This is a genomic window from Oscillatoria sp. FACHB-1407 (genome assembly GCF_014697545.1).
Taxonomy (GTDB): domain Bacteria; phylum Cyanobacteriota; class Cyanobacteriia; order Elainellales; family Elainellaceae; genus FACHB-1407.
This window is the reverse complement of the sequence record NZ_JACJSA010000031.1, coordinates 40686-57142: the sequence shown is the minus strand read 5'-3', so window position 1 is coordinate 57142 and position 16457 is coordinate 40686. Positions and strand designations below refer to the sequence as shown.

Here is a 16457-nt window from a genome sequence, read left to right as displayed (position 1 = left end):
AGTGTCTATTTAAGTTACCGAGAGTATCCCAACCGTCGTTAGCGCAAAGTATGGCGAGAAGGGTTAGAGGTCGCAATCAAGGTCAAAGGTTCACAGGGAAATCGACGAGTCGAATGGGTTAAACCAGAACATCCTTGGAGTGCTATTAGTGCGAAATCAGAAGTTCATGCCAATCATAGTGAAGCTCTTAACAGCAGTATTCGCAGACGATGCAGTGCTTACCGACGACGGCAGGATCATGATGCCAGAACCAGACCAGGACTCCAGCAAGCAGTGACATTTCAAAGACTAATTCACAATTGGGTCAGGCCCCACCAGAGTTTAGGCAAGCACATAACTCCAGCAATGGTCATGGGGTTTGCTCAACGCCCCGTCAAGATGGAAGAATTCCTCAATCTAAGCGGCTTTGCAGCTCTCACTAACTAAAAGACCAGTGCCGCAAGAATGATCCCACAGGTGTGTTCAACCTGGGGAATCTGGATGTACGTGCATTGAACCTGTTCCCCCTGAGCATAGGTTTGATCCGGGAAGGTCACCACATCCCGGATCTCACCTTCGGGGCGATCGCTATTCTTGCCAAGGCGTTGCTGATGCGATCGGGGTGCCCTTCATCACGATCGAGGGGACGTTGGGTGGCGGGCTACTGACAGCGACAGCACTGAATTCGCTCGTAGCATTCTTAATTACAAACCCTGATTGTCACTGTTATTTAACAACTTAACGAGTTTGTTCAGCTTCTCTCATATCTAAATTCTGGAGTACTTCTTGCATTCTCTGAGGTGACACACGGCGTTGCAGAGAGGTTAAACAATGCCCGGTACTACTACCACTGTCAAGCAACGGCTGACTTCGCAGTTGCCGCAGTGCATTAATACAAGAAGGACAATCACAACCAAACAACACAGCGGCAGCATCACTCTCTGCTTCGCTGAAATCAAGCATTGCAGTTTCACCAGAAGCGATGTCTGCTGATGCGATCGCAATCCCTTTTTGATGTCGAATGGTTGATAATTCAAGTTCACGGTCAGAAGGCGAATCACAAGTAGACTGACTGGTAAGCACAGTTAAAGAACTTGTGTCAGTCGCAGATGCTAATTGCGCCAGAATTCCAAAAGCCAATACTGAACCCATCAGGGTTGGAATTGTCATTAACTTTAAGCTTAGGCGAAGATTCATGCAAACAGGCTCCTTAAACTGAAAGTTGAGTTCAGTATAGATTCAATTTGTCATTTGAGATCTTGCTAACTTGGAGCAACATACTCAAACCAAGACAAATTTAGCGCAATATCACTAAACTGACTGCATTAAACAAATCCTCCAGCACCTGATTATGAATCAATCTGCTTATACCAATTTGAATTGGCTTCGCTGCACATGATTCCGTAAGGGCGTTTCGCGAAACGCCCCTACCCAGTGATCTGCCACAATCAAACATTAAATCAGTATTAGAAAGCAGGAGATTGCCCTTGTAGAAGTTCTTCGGCTTCAATGCAGCGGACATAGGAACACCCGTTAGCAGAGGGCGATCGGATGGAGATGCTGAGGACGTTATACTCATTTGAATTGGAAACGCGACGAATGCTTGTACGGGTTTGGCAGTGCCAAACCCCTCCGTAACTCTGATTTGTTCGCAAAACTCTTTAAATCGGGATTAGATAATGAGCCGCAACCGCATGCCGTGCTATTGGTTGAAGCAAATGCGGGTGGACAGACTCGTATCAGCCCTGATTTTGCCTCACTCCATTGATATCGTCATTGTTAGAGCCGGATCTCATGCGATCACTCTGGTCACACACAGGACTTGAGAATTTATGCGGTGCTTGTTGTCTCCTATGACAACACCAATCGTTAACAGGCTGAAGCAGCCCTACGAGAATCGGAAACTCATTTCAGACAAGTTTCTGATAATAATCATCGAATTAACTCTCACCGTCCTGTAAGAGCGGTAATCTGACTGTAAAGGTTGCTCCTCGTCCTTCTCCTGCGCTGTCAGCATGAATTGTGCCGTTGTGGAGTTCGACAATGTGATGGGCGATCGCCAACCCTAACCCCAGTCCCTTTGTTGAATGTGCCCCTTGGGCTTGACGGAATCGCTCAAACACATAGGGAAGAAAATTAGCCGCAATCCCAATGCCTGTATCTGTGATGGTGATTTGAGCATAGGGGAGAGTAGGGGAGTGGGAGAGCAAGGAATTTGGCGAGATCTCACCCTCATACTCTCTCACCCCCCCTTCTTCTACTGACAGTTCAACCCTAACACTGCCGGCTTCTGGCGTAAATTTGATGGCGTTGGTCAGGAGATTGCAGATGACCTGTTGAAGGCGATCGCTATCTCCCTTTACGACAATAGGTTCTGTAACAGCGTCTTGCCAAATTAAGTTGATTCCTTTATCGGCTGCGGGTTGAGCTACTGTTGCGATCGCGGTTTCAATCACAGGCTTGAGTTCAATGGGTTGAGGATTGAGATGAAGTTTGCCTGCACTGATACGGGAGAGATCCAAAAGATCTTGTACCAGCTTGCCTTGCAGAGTAGCGTTACGCTCGATCGTGTCTAACGCTTTGTTCAGCATCACCGGGTTGGATGGACTACTTCGCAACATGCGTGTCCAGCCGAGAATGGATACCAGAGGAGTATTCAGTTCATGGGAAATGACGGAGATGAATTCATCTCTACTGCGAAGCGTGCTTCTTGCTTCTTGAAGGGCTTCTCCACGTAGCTGTGCCATTTGAAGGTGAGCCGTAACACGAGAGACGAGTTCTTGAGCGGAGAAGGGTTTGATCAAGTAATCATCGGCTCCGGCTTCCAGACCTTCGACGATCGCTTCTTCTCCGGCACGAGCCGAGAGCAGAATGATGGGAATATCTCTGGTGAGTGGGTCTGCTCGCAACGTCTCAAGCAATTCAAACCCATCCAGTCCAGGCATCATCACATCGCTCAGGATGAGATCGGGGACTCGTTCTTGCGCCACTGCCAGAGCCGTTGCTCCATCTGCGACAGCTTCCACCGGGACATGTTCACTGAGGATACGGGTCAAATACTCCCGCATGTCGGCATTGTCATCGACTACAAGCACATGAGCCAAAGGGGGAGGAGGGAGGAGGGAGGAGGGAGGAGGGGTAGAAACCTCTTCTCCATTCCCCATTCCCCATTCCCTATTCCCCTCTGCGGGTAGCCATCGCTCAGCTTCTTCCACATAAGTGGTAGCCCTCATTGCAGTTGAGGCTAGGGTGCGAACGGGTTGGCGACCCGGAACGGATCCGCTTCGCGGCGCGCCTTCATCTTGAAGGTGTCCGGTTCCGTCGCGTCGTAGACGTTCGCTCGGTAGATGGTCTGTTCCCAGCAAAAGGGAGACTGTAAAGTAAGTACCCTCTCCCACGGTGCTACTGACCTCAATCGTGCCACCCTGTAATTGCACGAGTTCATTGACCAGGGCAAGACCGATTCCTGATCCTTCATGAGTCCGTGCCTGGGTGCCTCGGACTTGATAGAACCGCTCAAACAAATGAGGCAGGTGTTCAGGAGCAATTCCGGCTCCGGTGTCGCTAATTGTGAGTTGAACGTAGGGGAATTGAGAAGTGGGAATGGAGAATTCAGAATTTTGATTTGTCTTCATTCTGCATTCTTTATTCTTCATTCTCAACTCCACTCTGATTTCGCCCTCGAAGGTGAACTTAAAGGCGTTAGAGAGTAGATTTAGAACAATCTTCTCCCACATCTCCCGATCTACAAAAACGGGTTCAGGTAGCGGTGGGCAATCGATAACTAACTGCAAACCTGCTCGTTCGATCGCCGAACGGAATACACTGGCAAGTTCTGCGGTGTATGTAGCTAGATCCGTCGGTTCATACACCGCTTCCATTCGTCCGGCTTCAATGCGGGAGAAGTCGAGCAGAGTGTTGACCAATTTCAATAAGCGGAGGCTGTTATGGTGAACCAGTTCTAACCGTTCTCGATGAACCGGATCGAGGGGGTGGGTGCGATCGCTCAAGGCATCTTGCAGTGGAGCCAAAGATAGCGTCAGGGGTGTGCGAAACTCATGGCTGACGTTGCTGAAGAAGGCGGTTTTGGCGCGATTGAGTTCTGCCAGAGATTCGGCGCGTTGGCGTTCCTCTTCACGGGCGGATTGTTCTCGAATGAGTTGCATCTGGTTGGCTTCAGCCTGTTTGCGATCGCTCAGGTCAACGGTAACCGCCAAAATATGACGGGGTTGCCCGTGTTCATCGTCTAGACGGGTCAAAATGCTGTTTGCCCAGAAAACCGTATCATCGGAACGGAGATACCGTTTGTCGAGGGAAATGGATTCTCCGGTTTCCAGCAGTTGCGCTAAAGCGTCTAAGCTCTTGGAAATATCTTCGGGGTGCGTGACTTGAGGGACGGTTGCTGCGAGGAGTTCCTGACGCGATCGCCCCAACATGCGGCAAAGAGCATCATTCACCTGCTCAAAGTGTCCATCGAGGGAAATTTCGGACAACCCGACGGCTGCTTGCGCGAAGATGACGGATAGGCGTTGTTCACTTTCCCGTAAAGCAGCTTCAGCGCGGGCACGTTCAACTGCCGCCCAGGTGCGTTCCGACAGTTCGCGCAAAAGCTCGATTTCCCGATCCGTCCAATCGTGAGGCTGATTGTCTTGAGCAACGAGGTAGGCAACAAATCGCCCTTCCTTGATCACAGGAAGACCGCAGGATGCTGTTATTTCGAATACACTCCAGTTTTCGCGATCGGTTGGTGGAATTCGGGGATCGGTCGCGACATCCGCGACGATCGCAGGGCGACCGGCGGCAAATTCCTCCGCCAGGAAGCTGCCAAAATCGCTCATTCGGTATCGTCCCGCTGCAATCAGGGGCATCCCTCGCCTCGGCCAATCATGCTCAACGATCACCACGATGTCCGGCTCGTAACGGATTTCGCAATAGGCAACTCGACCGATGTCCAGATGTTCGGCGGCCATGCGGCTGGTAGTCTCCTGAATGGCGATCGGGTCTGCGATCGGTCGCAGTGCATCGGAGAGTTGTAAGAGAAACTTCTGCTGTCGTTCGTGCAGTTTGCGTTCGGTGATGTCCTGAAAAACCACAGCAACCTGGCAGCTTCCGCTAGGCTCTGCCGCTTCGACGCGGAAAACGTAAAAGTCATACCAGCGATTGAGTGGCGCAGCATATTGTTCGGTTCGTTCGCTCACGCCACTTTTGGCTACGCGATCGTAGAGTTCCACCCAATACGACTTGAAATCAGGCGAAAACTCGCTGAGCCTCCGACCCGTGTAATCGGGAACACCCGTCAGGCGCGAAGCCGCAGGATTGGCTTCGAGATAAAGCAGGTCAACGGGTTGTCCTGCCGAGTCGTAAATCACTTCGGCGATCGCAAAGCCTTCGTCAATCGAGTCGAACAGCGATCGATATTTGGCTTCCGACTGCCGCAGGGCAACTTCGGCACGGGCGCGTTCCAGTCGCGTCCAGATCCGAGTCGTCAGTTCCCGCAGCAACTCAATTTCGTTGTTGCGCCAGTCATGCGGTTTAGAATCAAGCAGACTGAAATAGAAACGCCACTTGTCCTGACGAATGAGTGGCACGCCGACAAACGCGCCGACGCCCAGCGCAGCATAGCGATCGCCGTCAACCCGCTCGTCCGTCGCAGTATCGTGGACAACGGCAATTTCGCCAGCGCAGTGGAGCAGTTCAAATTCAGGCGAGAAATAGTCTTTGATCGCGTAAGTGCCTTTCATATCTGGCAAATCTGGCTGATGCCATTCGTGGCTGACGCACCCCGTCCGCTGATCTCCGCTGATTTCGGAGAAAATGACGCGGGCGACGTTGAAGTGCTCGCCGATTTTTGCGCCGATCGCGTCCATCGTTTCGTCGATGTTCGTCAGATGCACCAGGTCTTGACTGATTTCGGCTAAAAAGGCAAGGTTCGCTTCGTGGCACTTGCGCTCGGTGATGTCTTTGAAAATGACTGCGAGCTGGTTATCCGAATGATCGGTGACTGGAAAGGCGTAGAGTTCAAGCTCGCGCCCCACAGTAACCAGTTCGCGCTCGAATCTGATCGGCTCATGGGTTCTGAGAACGTGGTCATAAATCTCAAACCATTCCTCCGGTTCGCTGGGAACGACTTGTCGAATGGTTTTCCCAACCACATCTGGAATACCCGATTGCGCCACGAATGCCGAATTTGCTGCCAAATAACGAAAATCCAACGGCTCGACCGTCACCCGCTCAATGATGCAGAAGCCTTCGTCGATCGACTCAAACAGCGATCGATATTTGGCTTCTGACTCGCGCAGGTTGATTTCGGCTTCAATGGCATCCGTATTATCAATCGTCACGCCCACATGACCCAGATAAACGCCGTCGCCACCGAAGAGGGGTTGGGCATAATTGTCGTGCCATCGCCACACCCCATCATGCCGCCGAATCCGGTTGCGGTTATGCCACGATCGCTGCTCACGCACTGCCGCTAAATAATCGGCGATATAGGCGGCGGCATCCTCAGGATGAACCAGTTCATGCCAACCCTCGCCGCGAATCTCTTCAACACTCTTACCTGTGAAGTCGAGGAAATATTGGTTAAGAAAAAGATTGTTACCTTGCGCGTCGTTATGCCAGATCAGCGCAGGTGCCGTGTCCGCCAGGGTGCGAAACCTGGCTTCCGACTCGCGCAATGCTTCCAGGGCGACCCGTCGCTCATGAATATCGGTCGCCGCACCGTACATCTTGATCACCTTGCCACTCTCATCCTTGAGCGGCGAAGCCTTGACGACAAACCAGCGATAGACTCCATCATGCCGCCGAATGCGGTGTTCCTGTTGCAGCGGCATCCCCTGTTCGACGACTTCCCGGTAACGCCGCGCTGACCCTTCCCGATCGTCCGGGTGAATGGCATCGATCCAACCCCACCCGATCGCCTGCTCGAAGGTCTGCCCCGTGTATTCCATCCATCGCTGGTTGTACCAGTTGGTTGAGCCGTCCGGTTCACTGTCCCACAGCAGATCGGGAACAAGGTTGGCGATCGCTTGCAAGCGGGCTTCCGATTCGCGCAGAGCTACTTCAGTTTGTTTGCGTTCGTCTTCGACGCGCTTGCGCTCGCTAATGTCATAAGAAACCACCAGCACTGCATAAATCTCTCCATTCTCAGCCCGAAGCGGTGTTCCGCGTGAGATGTAAGTGTGACCGTGTGATTGATGCTCATCCTCAAATGGCTCACCCACCAATGCTTTACGGTACATCGGTTCGTAATTTGTGGCTAATTCGGGCGGCAACGCTTCAAAAATTGTGCGCCCAACGAAATCGTCCGATTTGAATCCGGCGATCGCCAGTGCTTCTCCTTCCGCCAGCAAATAGCGCAAATCGCGATCGACCACAAACGCGGCTCCACCCGGAAGATTGGCGATCAAAGCGTGAGTTTGATCTTCTACCTGTTGACGTTCTACAGTTTCTGTCTCTAACGCCGCATTGGTAGCCAGCACGTCTGCGGTTTGACGCTGCTGCAACAGCAACGCGGCGGTGGTAAAGTCTGCCAGACTCGTCATCACTCGCACAGCTTCTGCATCAAACTGCCGCCCCTCATCGTGGGACATGATCCAGATCGTGCCAAAGACATGGTTGTCGGCAATCAGAGGCAACACTAACCCTTCGACGATTGGGGTATTGGCTTCCTGAAAGGAGGTGAAATAGCGTTCAGGATGGGAGAAGAGAACGGGAGAACCCTGGTCAAGACACACGCCACAGGGGCTAAAGTTGCGGGGTATCGTTTCTCCAACGTGGTGCGCCAAGGTTCCAGCTAACACAGCCCAGCGGAAGATTTCTTCTCCGTCCGGTGTGGTTTCCAGCAAACTCACGCCTGCTGTTCCTGCCTCACATAATTTCAGTGCCGTGTCTGCCAGCGTTTGCATCAGGCTTTGTGAATCTCGCGCCATCTGCTGAGCCAGCGATCGCATTGCCTCGGCTTCCGCCTGCCAGTTTGGGGAGCGAGGAGCACGTCGCGATAGCTCCTCCGTAATCAAAATGTCGTTTAGGGTGACGGTTTCAGGATTTGAGCGTTGCATGGCAAGTCAATTTGGAATTCGTAGTTCGTAATTCGGAATTGGGAAGTAGCAATTTCGAGTTACGAATTATCCAGTCGTAACGGCAAACGGACAGTCAAAGTTGTGCCCTGTCCTTCTCCCTCACTGGCTACTTCGATCGTACCGTGGTGTAATTCAACCGGGTAACGAGCGATCGCCAGCCCCAATCCAACTCCTCCGGGTGTATGGCGACTGGGCACTTCTGCCTGGGTGAAGCGATCAAACACAGAGGGCAGAAAATCAGGACGAATGCCAATCCCCGTATCGCTCACCCTGATTTGAACATAGGTAGGAGATTAGGGATTAGGGAGTAAGGAGTAGCTTGGTGCTTCCCTACTCCCCATTCCCCATTCCCCATTCCCATTACTTGTAGCTGTACCGTAACCCCTCCCCCTGCGGATGTAAATTTGATGGCCTTTTCTAATAAGTTAGCAATCACTTGTCTGAGGCGATCGCCATCGGTAACCACATTGCTCGGCATCTGGTCAGATATCGTTTTTATCAGTTGAATATTCTTTGCCTCAGCCGTTTCTCGAAAGGTTGTTACTACGTTCCGAACCAGAGAAGCCAGATCAACAATTTGAGACTTCAGGCGCAGCTTTCCAGAGAGAATGCTTGCCATGTCCAGCAAATTCTTGATCAGGTTTGCCTCAATCGTGGCATTGCGCTCGATCGTAGCAAGTGCTCGGGTCATTGCATCAGGTTCAAGATATTTGGTTTGGAGAAATCGTGCCCGGCCGAGAATCCTTGCCAGGGGAGATTGCAGTTCATGGGTAACGGGCATGAGAAACTCATTCTTGAAACGGTTGGCGGATAGCTCCTGGCGAAGGCGAGACATTTGCAGTTGTGTTTCTACCCGCACGATGAGTTCACGAGCAGAGAAGGGTTTAATCAGGTAATCATCGGCTCCCGCTTCCAGTCCTTCCACCGTTGCTTCTTCGCCTGCTCGTGCTGAGAGGAGAATAATCGGAATACTTTGGGTAATGAGGTTTGCCCGCAATGCACTCAATAGTTGGAAACCATCCATCTCTGGCATCATCACATCCGTCAGCACCAGATCGGGAAGCTGTTGTTGGATCATATTGAGGGCGATCGCCCCATTCGTAACCGCCTCTACCTGCCAGCGATCGCTTAACGCATCTGTGGCAGGACCCAGCATCAAGGTGAGCGGGGTGCGAAATTCATGGGAGACATTGCTGAAGAAAGCGGTTTTGGCGCGATCGAGTTCTGCCAGGGCTCCGGCTCTTTGACGTTCCTCTTCGTAAGCGCGGGCGTTGGCGATCGCAGGTGAAGTGAGTTTCCTCAACGAAGCCGTGCCGATCGATTTCGAGCAGAATGTCCTCCATCCAGGTTGCCGTTCCCCCCTGGAAGAGACGATCGATCAACGGACTGATCACCTGCCAAATTTCCGTCCAGCACTGGCTGCCTGCCTGCCCCAACGAGTTTGGATGCTTTGTACCCAAAATGGGACAGTAGGAATCGTTATCAAACTGGATGTAATCCGGTCCCCACCACAACATCAAGGGAAATCGATTCGTCAGGAGAAAGCGAACCATCATGACCAGAGAAGGCGACCAGGTTTCTACCGCACCCAATGGCGTTTGCGACCAGTCAGCGTTGCCTTCGGCACACGCGAAGCGTGCTCGCATCAAGGCTCTCATTTCGCCTCTTGCAATGCCCAGAGGCTCCAACCACCCGTATTCAGTAACGCAGCTAGAACAAAGAGAAAATCAAATAGGGTAGGTAACCGATCACCTCGAATGACAAAGCTAAAGGATGCAACGAGAAAGAGGGTAAGCGCAAGGGCGTTTTGCCACTTTCCTTGACCGATTGCCAGAATGATTGCGATCGCCAGTAAAGCCTGTCCAATCCAGGCCGCAATGCGATAGCCTTTCCAATTTGTGTGTTGCATCACGTCCTCCAAGTCGCTGCAACTTGACGATATGAGTCTTCCACCATTTGCTGATCTCGTTGTTGAGGCAACCCCTCGCGGCTTCCTTGTAAAATCATTTCAGCCTGTTGTTCTAAAGCGAGTCGATGGCGTGGGCGGTGAGTATGGCTAGCAATTTGAGCGATCGCTTTCAATAAACGCAGCGTTACCGCTACGTCCGATTTTCCATAGTGGCGAGTTTGATTAAATGCCGTGTCAACAAGTTGTTCAAACGCGATAGGTTCAGCGATGACTCGTAACTTATGGTTATCGTCGTAGCGGTAAGCAGATGGAAATTGGCGTTCAGCCAAATGAGACAATCCGGCACTGAGGCGATCGATACACCGAATCGCTGTAAATGGATCGTTAATTCCAGGAGAGAGCGCACGCAAAGCAATTTCCACTAATTGATTAATGGGAAACTCAATATCTTGCTGCTCCGTTCGTTCTTTGCCCAGTAAAAAAGCTTGATTAATTTCTTTGATCGTTTTGGGAGTGACCTGTTTTTCTGGATATGCCAGCACCAAACAATTGCCTTTTGCAATAAAATCTCCTGGCTTGGTCGTAAGGCGCAACAGCAAATTGTATTTACAGGCAAGCTTTAATAGCAATTGATTATCAATGGCTTGCAAGTAACCTGTGTGAGTCGATCGAATAAAGCATGCTTGAACATCGAAATCTTCAGGGATAGTGGCGATCGCTGGGTGTTTCTCTGACTCTGCCTGTCCTATCTCTTCAGGAAATAGGCGATCGATCGCGTCATCCAGTTCATCAGCTACACCTGCAATCACATGAGAGGCTTGAATGATGGTTGACGCATGATGAATAAAGTAGATCAGCACCCCGATGCTGGCGATCGCTAGTCCAATACCAACTGTGACCGAAAGCTGGGGTACGAAGAGATTGTAATCCTCTCCATGAATCGTTCGCAGCACCAGCAAGCAATACAGAAACGTAGCAATGAATGTGCCCAATACGATTTGATTGCCCGTATCCTGCATAAAATTCCGCAGCAACCGAGGTCCAAAGTTAGATGCAGCCAGTTGTAAAGCCACAATCGTGATGGAAAAAGCAGTTGCGGCAACCGTCACCATTGAACTAGCAACCGCAGAAAGCAATCCTCTTGCTCCTTCTGGACCACCTGTATAGATCCAACTGAGTTCTCCGGTCTTGATTGCTTCTGCCTGATCTAGTGCCAGCATTCCAAACGCCAGAGCCATCCCTGCGACTGCCATTAAACCGGGTAAAAACCAGTAGCTCGATCGCAGTGAATCCCAAAGTTTACTCAGTTTGACGTTTCTCATACGTCATTTGCCGACTGAGAATGTCCATTACGATCGCGTTGTGACCGCATCTCTGCCAATTTTCGCAATGAACTGCTGATACTGCGGGGCTTAGGAACTTCCTTCTTGCCTGCGGGCCATCCTTCTCGCTGTCGAGCGCGATCGCCATCCGTTTCCTCAGTCTGGTCATGGAAGAGAATTTGCTGCGTGGGGAAGGGTAGATCGATGCCGTTTGCAGTCAGTTTCTTCTTAATAGCGGTTAACACCTCGTCCTGCAAATCCAATACTTCAGCGCGGCGCGGCGGTTTTACCCACCAACGAGCGCGAATATTAACCGTACTTCCGGCTAGATCCATAACAAGCGCATCGGGAGCAGGTTCGTGTAATACCCCTTCTGTCTCGCGGATGGCTTCCAGGATCAATTGCTTGGCTTCGTCGATGTCATCGCCATATCCAATACCCACGTCATACTCTAGGCGGCGATTTTCAAAGGCAGTATTAACTGTGACCGAGTTGGTGAATAACTCTGAATTGGGAATGACAATCCGACGACCATCGTAGGTTCTAATGGTGGTAGCGCGGGTTTGAATGTTTTCAACCGTTCCCTCAAAGTCTTTGAAAACAATTTGATCGTCCAGTTGAAAGGGTTCAGTGAGCAGAATTAGAATTCCAGCGAGGAAGTTTTGCAGAATGTCGCGGAAAGCAAAACCGATTGCGACTCCACTAATTCCCAAGAGTTGCACCAAGTCCCCGGCTCGCAGGGTAGGGATAACGATCGATAGCGAGATAAACAAACCAATCAGAATCGTTGTCCATTGGGCAAGCCGTCCTAAAATTAGCCCCAAATTACGAGCATGACGGCGATCGCGGGTTAAGCGTCTGACCAGCCGTCGAATGGTTCCAGCAACAATGAAGAAGATAGCAAAAACGATCAATGCCAGTACCATGTTGGGTAGCAAGGCGATAAATCCATTGATCATGCCTTGCACTTTTTCCCAAGCAGCAGATATCTGGATGTTCATGAATTCACTCTCAATCCATTCACGGCTAACGTTATTAAGAAGCTACACAATCAACCTCCATCTAAGGTGTGTAGCTTAGAAGTTTAAGAACTATTGACAGTAGGCTAAGTAATCGGATGAGACATATCCAACCAGAGGAACCGTGATCGGAACCCATCCATTCACACCCAAGTTCGCGATCGTGACTCTGCGCCCATCTGTAACCGTCCCTACAACAGTTCCATTCACGCTTGGTTCTTGCCGCACCAATAACTCTTCATCTGCCTGAACTCTCCGGCAATTACTGGGGGGAGGCGTTGTTTCTTGGCAAGTACCGAGAAAGCCAGTATAAACATACCCTTCTAGAGGAGCAGAAATAGGTGCCCAACCATTTGTTCCTGGATTTTTGATAGTTACATACCGCCCAGAACCAATAACTCCTAATGCCTGGCTATAAACCGTTGGTTCTTGCCGCACATATAACCCACTGCTTGCAGTAACTTGACGGCAGTTATCTGGAATCTGTGCCAGTTGATATTCTTGTTGAGCTAGCAATGGTTCTGCTAATGCAGCAGAGTGATTTTGAAGTGAAATTGCACTGGCTATGAGAGCAACTGCTGTTACTCCAATTCGGTTCCATTTGTGTCCTTTCATCTTGCATCTCCTTAAAATTCTTTCTTTTGTAGGAAGAAATAAGCTACTATTGCAGCGGTTTAGCTGGTTGCTTCTTCTCGATAGAGTTGTCGTCCTGACTGTAACTCAGAAGCGATTTGCTGGCGATCGCTAATGAACGTATACTGTTCGTTAAAGCTACCTGGTGGACGCTCTCCAATAATGAACTGGCGAACTGGAATATCTGGCGCATGAATGACAATTCGGTCAGATGCTCGAACGGTCGCTCCTGGAGCATTTGGATCAGTTTCTTCTAAACGAGAAACAACCCAAAGCTGATTATCAACGACATATACTCCTTGAATATTGAGGGCATAGCCATCGGAGGGAACTTCAACCTCAGTTGTGATGATTCTCTCTTGGCGTTCTGCATTGGGAACATTAACATCAATGTAGGGAACTTCAACTGTTTGTTCTTCCTGTATGACAACTGGGTTGCAATATTGGGTGAACATCCTCTAGGAACCAAGCGTGCACTATTAAAAGGTTCCTCGTAATAAATATTTGGACAGGGATTGAGGGGAGTAGCAGAGATTGCTGGGACAACAAAAGAAAAGCCTACTAAGCTAACCATTGAAACCACGGCTAGCATTCTAAATCTCTCAAATGTTCGTTTGTTGGGATAACAATACCGAATCATAAATCCTCCTAGAGGTGCCAGTTTTTTAAGCAAACTATCTCTCGACTTGTGTGATTAGCATAGTTAGCACTTTATTAATTGCTTCAAAATTCGTTTAATTAGAAATCTACTTTCACCTAAAGAACTTAATCAATTACCTGCTTAAGTAGAAAATATCATCTACTTAAGTAGAACCTGAAGTTTAGTTTGAACGACGAAATCATCCTCTACTACAGGCCATGTCTCAAGAATATTTATCAGATGTAAGAAGAGGGAGTAGAAAACGGGTAGATATCGAGTAGTTCTAATCTGTTACTAATGTCGTAGAAGGTTTAAATAGCTAAAATTCGCTATTTTAGAGGACGCACTAACACAAGGTAGAGTTCTAGGATGAAGGTTAATGAATCGTCAATAGGGAGGATTAAACTTGTGCGTTTGGGACAATGGGTTGGGTTTCTTGCCCTAATCATCTCTATCTACATCCTTTGGAGGATTCATCAAGTTCTATTGTTGGCGTTTACAGCTGTTATTCTAGCCACGGTGATCAACCAACTTGTGAAACGCCTTGAGCAGAAGGGGTTACATCGAGGTTTCGGTATTGCTGTCTCAATAACAACTCTCCTCGTTGTTTTTGCTGTTCTTTTTGCACTGATCATTCCTCCTTTTTTTGATCAACTCCCACAACTGATTAGTGCTGTTCCTCAGGGGTTAGATCAATTACGAGTCTGGATCGAGAGATTGAGTGATCAGATTCCAGGACAGTTAGGAGATGGCACTGGTATTCTTACCCGTTTGACGCAACAACTACCAGATTTTATCAACCAATTATTTGGCAATTTTTATAGCTTGTTTACCAACTCTGTTGAAATCATCTTAAGCTTGCTTCTGGTTTTAATTGTCACAATTATGCTGCTCGCGAGTCCAAATGCATATCGTCGAGTGTTCTTGTTGATCTTTCCCAAATTTTATCGTCAACGTGTTAATAACATTCTCTTGAAATGTGAAGTTGCTTTAACAGGCTGGCTAATCGGCATTCTATTCAACATGACCGTCATTGCTGTCTTTAGCGGGTTGGGTTTATGGTTGTTAGGCGTGCCACTACCCCTTGCTAATGCTTCTTTGGCAGGTTTATTAACATTTATCCCCAATCTCGGACCAACGTTAAGTGTTATTCCTCCAGCAGCTCTGGCATTGCTCGAATCTCCCTGGAAAGCATTAGCAGTCATTGGGCTATACGTTCTGATTCAACAAGTCGAAAGCAACATTCTGACTCCGTTGGTAATGAGGCATCAGGTATCTTTATTACCAGCCATAACACTTCTATCTCAATTGGCTTTCTCAATCTTTTTTGGGTTCATGGGCTTATTGTTGGCACTTCCTCTTCTGGTTGTCGCTCAAGTTTGTTTGAAGGAAGTGCTGGTTGAAGATATTATGAATGATTGGCAGAAACCATCGGAATTTCAGGGTTAAGACTGAATATTTTCCTGAGGAATTTTAACTACAAATGTTGTCCCCATATCTACCTCACTTTCAACAGAAATTTTTCCATGATGCAAATCGATGCACTTCTTAACTACTGCTAATCCTAGTCCAGTACCTAAAATTCCTCCAACATTTTCTCCTCGTCTAAAGGGCTCATACAAGATCTTTTGAGTTTCTTGTGGAATGCCAATTCCTTCATCTCTAACCTTGAACGTTAGGACATCAGTTTCACAAGCCAACATAAAATCAACCGTGCCCCCATTCGGTGAATATTTAATTGCGTTTGAAATTAGGTTGCTCAGAACGGAATATAACAGCCTCTCATCTACATAAGCATAAGTACATTGACCCTGCATCGTGAATTGAATTTTATGCTGAGATTTATTCAATGGCTGCACATCCTCCAACAAATTAAGACAAAAAGTTTGCATCTCAACTAATTTAGGATTGAACTCCAATTTGCCTGCTTCTGCTCTTGCCAAAGTTAGAATGTCTGATAGAAGCTGAGTCATTAACTGAGCCGCAGAGCGAATGCGATAAAGGCTCTTTAGCTTTTGTTTTTCAACTAACGGTTGAAGCGTTTCGTCAAGAATCTGAGCCGAACCCAGTATGCTACTCAATGGTGTACGAAATTCATGGGAAACCATGGAGAAGAATTGCAACTTGAGTTCGCCTAACTCCTTTTCCTGGGCTAGTTTTTGCTGTAATGCTTCTGCTTGTTGGCGTTTTATCATTTGTCGGTACAAAAGAGCAAAAATACCAGAGAGAATTAGAAATGTGAGAAAAGTTCCGACAAATTCAAGTAACATTCGAAGTTTAATACTAGCTTGAGATTGTTTGACCCAACGCTCAAGAGTTTGCTCTTCCTGTTCCTGCATAGCAGAAACAAGTTTTTGAATTTCTTGCCGATTGCGAGTGCTGGCGATCATCCGGTTAGTTTGTGCCGATCGCGCTAAAGGATCCTGCTGATGTAACTGAATTGATTGCTGTGCCAGGATCAGTCGTTGAGCAATGAGAGCCTTAAGTATTGTTAGTTGTTGTTGTTGAGTTGCGTCATTAGCCGTTAGTTTTTGCAGCCGATCTAATCGAGGAGTGAGTGTTTGGATTGCCTGATGATAGCGATCGAGTTCTGATGGGTCATTAAAAAGAATGTACCCTCGCCTTCCAGCTTCAGATTCATTAAGAACAGAGAGAATACCAATCAATGTCTCTAGCACTTCATGGGTCTGCCTTACCTTATTTGCACTTTCTGCCAGACGGGTTGAGTTTTGGTATGAGGTGAAACTGATTCCTCCCGTCAACACCATAACTACACCAAATCCAGCAGCAATCCATTTACCCTCAAGTGACCATTTCATGACCCATTCACAGGTGACTTACTATACCTAACGAAGTACTTTGTATCCTTTCAGC

General features: G+C 48.7%; 13 protein-coding genes and 1 pseudogene. 3 read left to right on the top strand and 11 right to left on the bottom strand.

The annotated features are described in order from the left end of the window. Positions 1-42: 42 nt before the first annotated feature. A pseudogene (locus tag H6G89_RS35370) lies at positions 43-426 on the top strand (IS1 family transposase); the annotation flags it as partial. A gap of 291 nt (positions 427-717) precedes the next feature. Here H6G89_RS35370 and H6G89_RS31380 read toward each other — a convergent pair. After that, entirely contained in the window at positions 718-1176 is a 459-nt protein-coding gene (locus H6G89_RS31380; RefSeq protein WP_190513945.1) for a hypothetical protein, read from the bottom strand. Between the two features lie 382 nt (positions 1177-1558). On the opposite strand from H6G89_RS31380, the gene H6G89_RS31375 reads away from it, so the two are divergent. Then, complete coding sequence (locus H6G89_RS31375) at positions 1559-1747, top strand: hypothetical protein (protein WP_190513944.1); 189 nt, start codon at positions 1559-1561, stop codon at positions 1745-1747. Between the two features lie 172 nt (positions 1748-1919). Here the strand turns inward: H6G89_RS31375 and H6G89_RS34665 are convergent, their stop codons facing one another. The 9 genes from H6G89_RS34665 to H6G89_RS31325 form a co-directional block, all read right to left on the bottom strand. Beyond that, on the bottom strand, positions 1920-8039 hold the full coding sequence (locus H6G89_RS34665; protein ID WP_199337041.1) for a PAS domain S-box protein: 6120 nt from the start codon (positions 8037-8039) through the stop codon (positions 1920-1922). Positions 8040-8098: 59 nt separating this feature from the next. After that, entirely contained in the window at positions 8099-8329 is a 231-nt protein-coding gene (locus tag H6G89_RS34660; RefSeq protein WP_309230141.1) for an ATP-binding protein, read from the bottom strand. Continuing rightward, entirely contained in the window at positions 8326-9216 is an 891-nt protein-coding gene (locus tag H6G89_RS31355; RefSeq protein WP_339384573.1) for a hybrid sensor histidine kinase/response regulator, read from the bottom strand. Before H6G89_RS31355 ends, H6G89_RS34660 begins: the two co-directional genes overlap by 4 nt. Positions 9217-9238: 22 nt before the next feature. Next, positions 9239-9706 carry a hypothetical protein gene (locus H6G89_RS35365; protein ID WP_190513943.1) on the bottom strand — a complete coding sequence of 156 codons (468 nt, stop codon included), beginning with the start codon at positions 9704-9706 and terminating at the stop codon, positions 9239-9241. Positions 9707-9714: 8 nt separating this feature from the next. Then, positions 9715-9969, bottom strand: coding sequence for a hypothetical protein (locus tag H6G89_RS31345; RefSeq protein ID WP_190513942.1), 255 nt, complete (start codon positions 9967-9969; stop codon positions 9715-9717). Then, the gene (locus tag H6G89_RS31340) at positions 9969-11291 is read right to left on the bottom strand and encodes a DUF2254 domain-containing protein (protein ID WP_190513941.1); all 1323 of its coding nucleotides are present in this window, start codon (positions 11289-11291) and stop codon (positions 9969-9971) included. The genes H6G89_RS31345 and H6G89_RS31340 overlap by 1 nt, the downstream gene beginning before the upstream one ends. After that, positions 11288-12292, bottom strand: coding sequence for a mechanosensitive ion channel family protein (locus H6G89_RS31335; protein ID WP_190513940.1), 1005 nt, complete (start codon positions 12290-12292; stop codon positions 11288-11290). The genes H6G89_RS31340 and H6G89_RS31335 overlap by 4 nt, the downstream gene beginning before the upstream one ends. A gap of 90 nt (positions 12293-12382) precedes the next feature. Then, on the bottom strand, positions 12383-12925 hold the full coding sequence (locus H6G89_RS31330; protein WP_190513939.1) for an SH3 domain-containing protein: 543 nt from the start codon (positions 12923-12925) through the stop codon (positions 12383-12385). 59 nt (positions 12926-12984) lie between these two features. Beyond that, on the bottom strand, positions 12985-13398 hold the full coding sequence (locus tag H6G89_RS31325; RefSeq protein WP_199337039.1) for a hypothetical protein: 414 nt from the start codon (positions 13396-13398) through the stop codon (positions 12985-12987). 593 nt (positions 13399-13991) lie between these two features. Between H6G89_RS31325 and H6G89_RS31320 the strand changes: the two genes are divergently transcribed. Beyond that, on the top strand, positions 13992-15032 hold the full coding sequence (locus tag H6G89_RS31320; RefSeq protein ID WP_190513938.1) for an AI-2E family transporter: 1041 nt from the start codon (positions 13992-13994) through the stop codon (positions 15030-15032). Here the strand turns inward: H6G89_RS31320 and H6G89_RS31315 are convergent. Next, positions 15029-16402 carry a sensor histidine kinase gene (locus tag H6G89_RS31315; RefSeq protein WP_190513937.1) on the bottom strand — a complete coding sequence of 458 codons (1374 nt, stop codon included), beginning with the start codon at positions 16400-16402 and terminating at the stop codon, positions 15029-15031. The genes H6G89_RS31320 and H6G89_RS31315 overlap by 4 nt on opposite strands. Between the last annotated feature and the right edge of the window lie 55 nt (positions 16403-16457).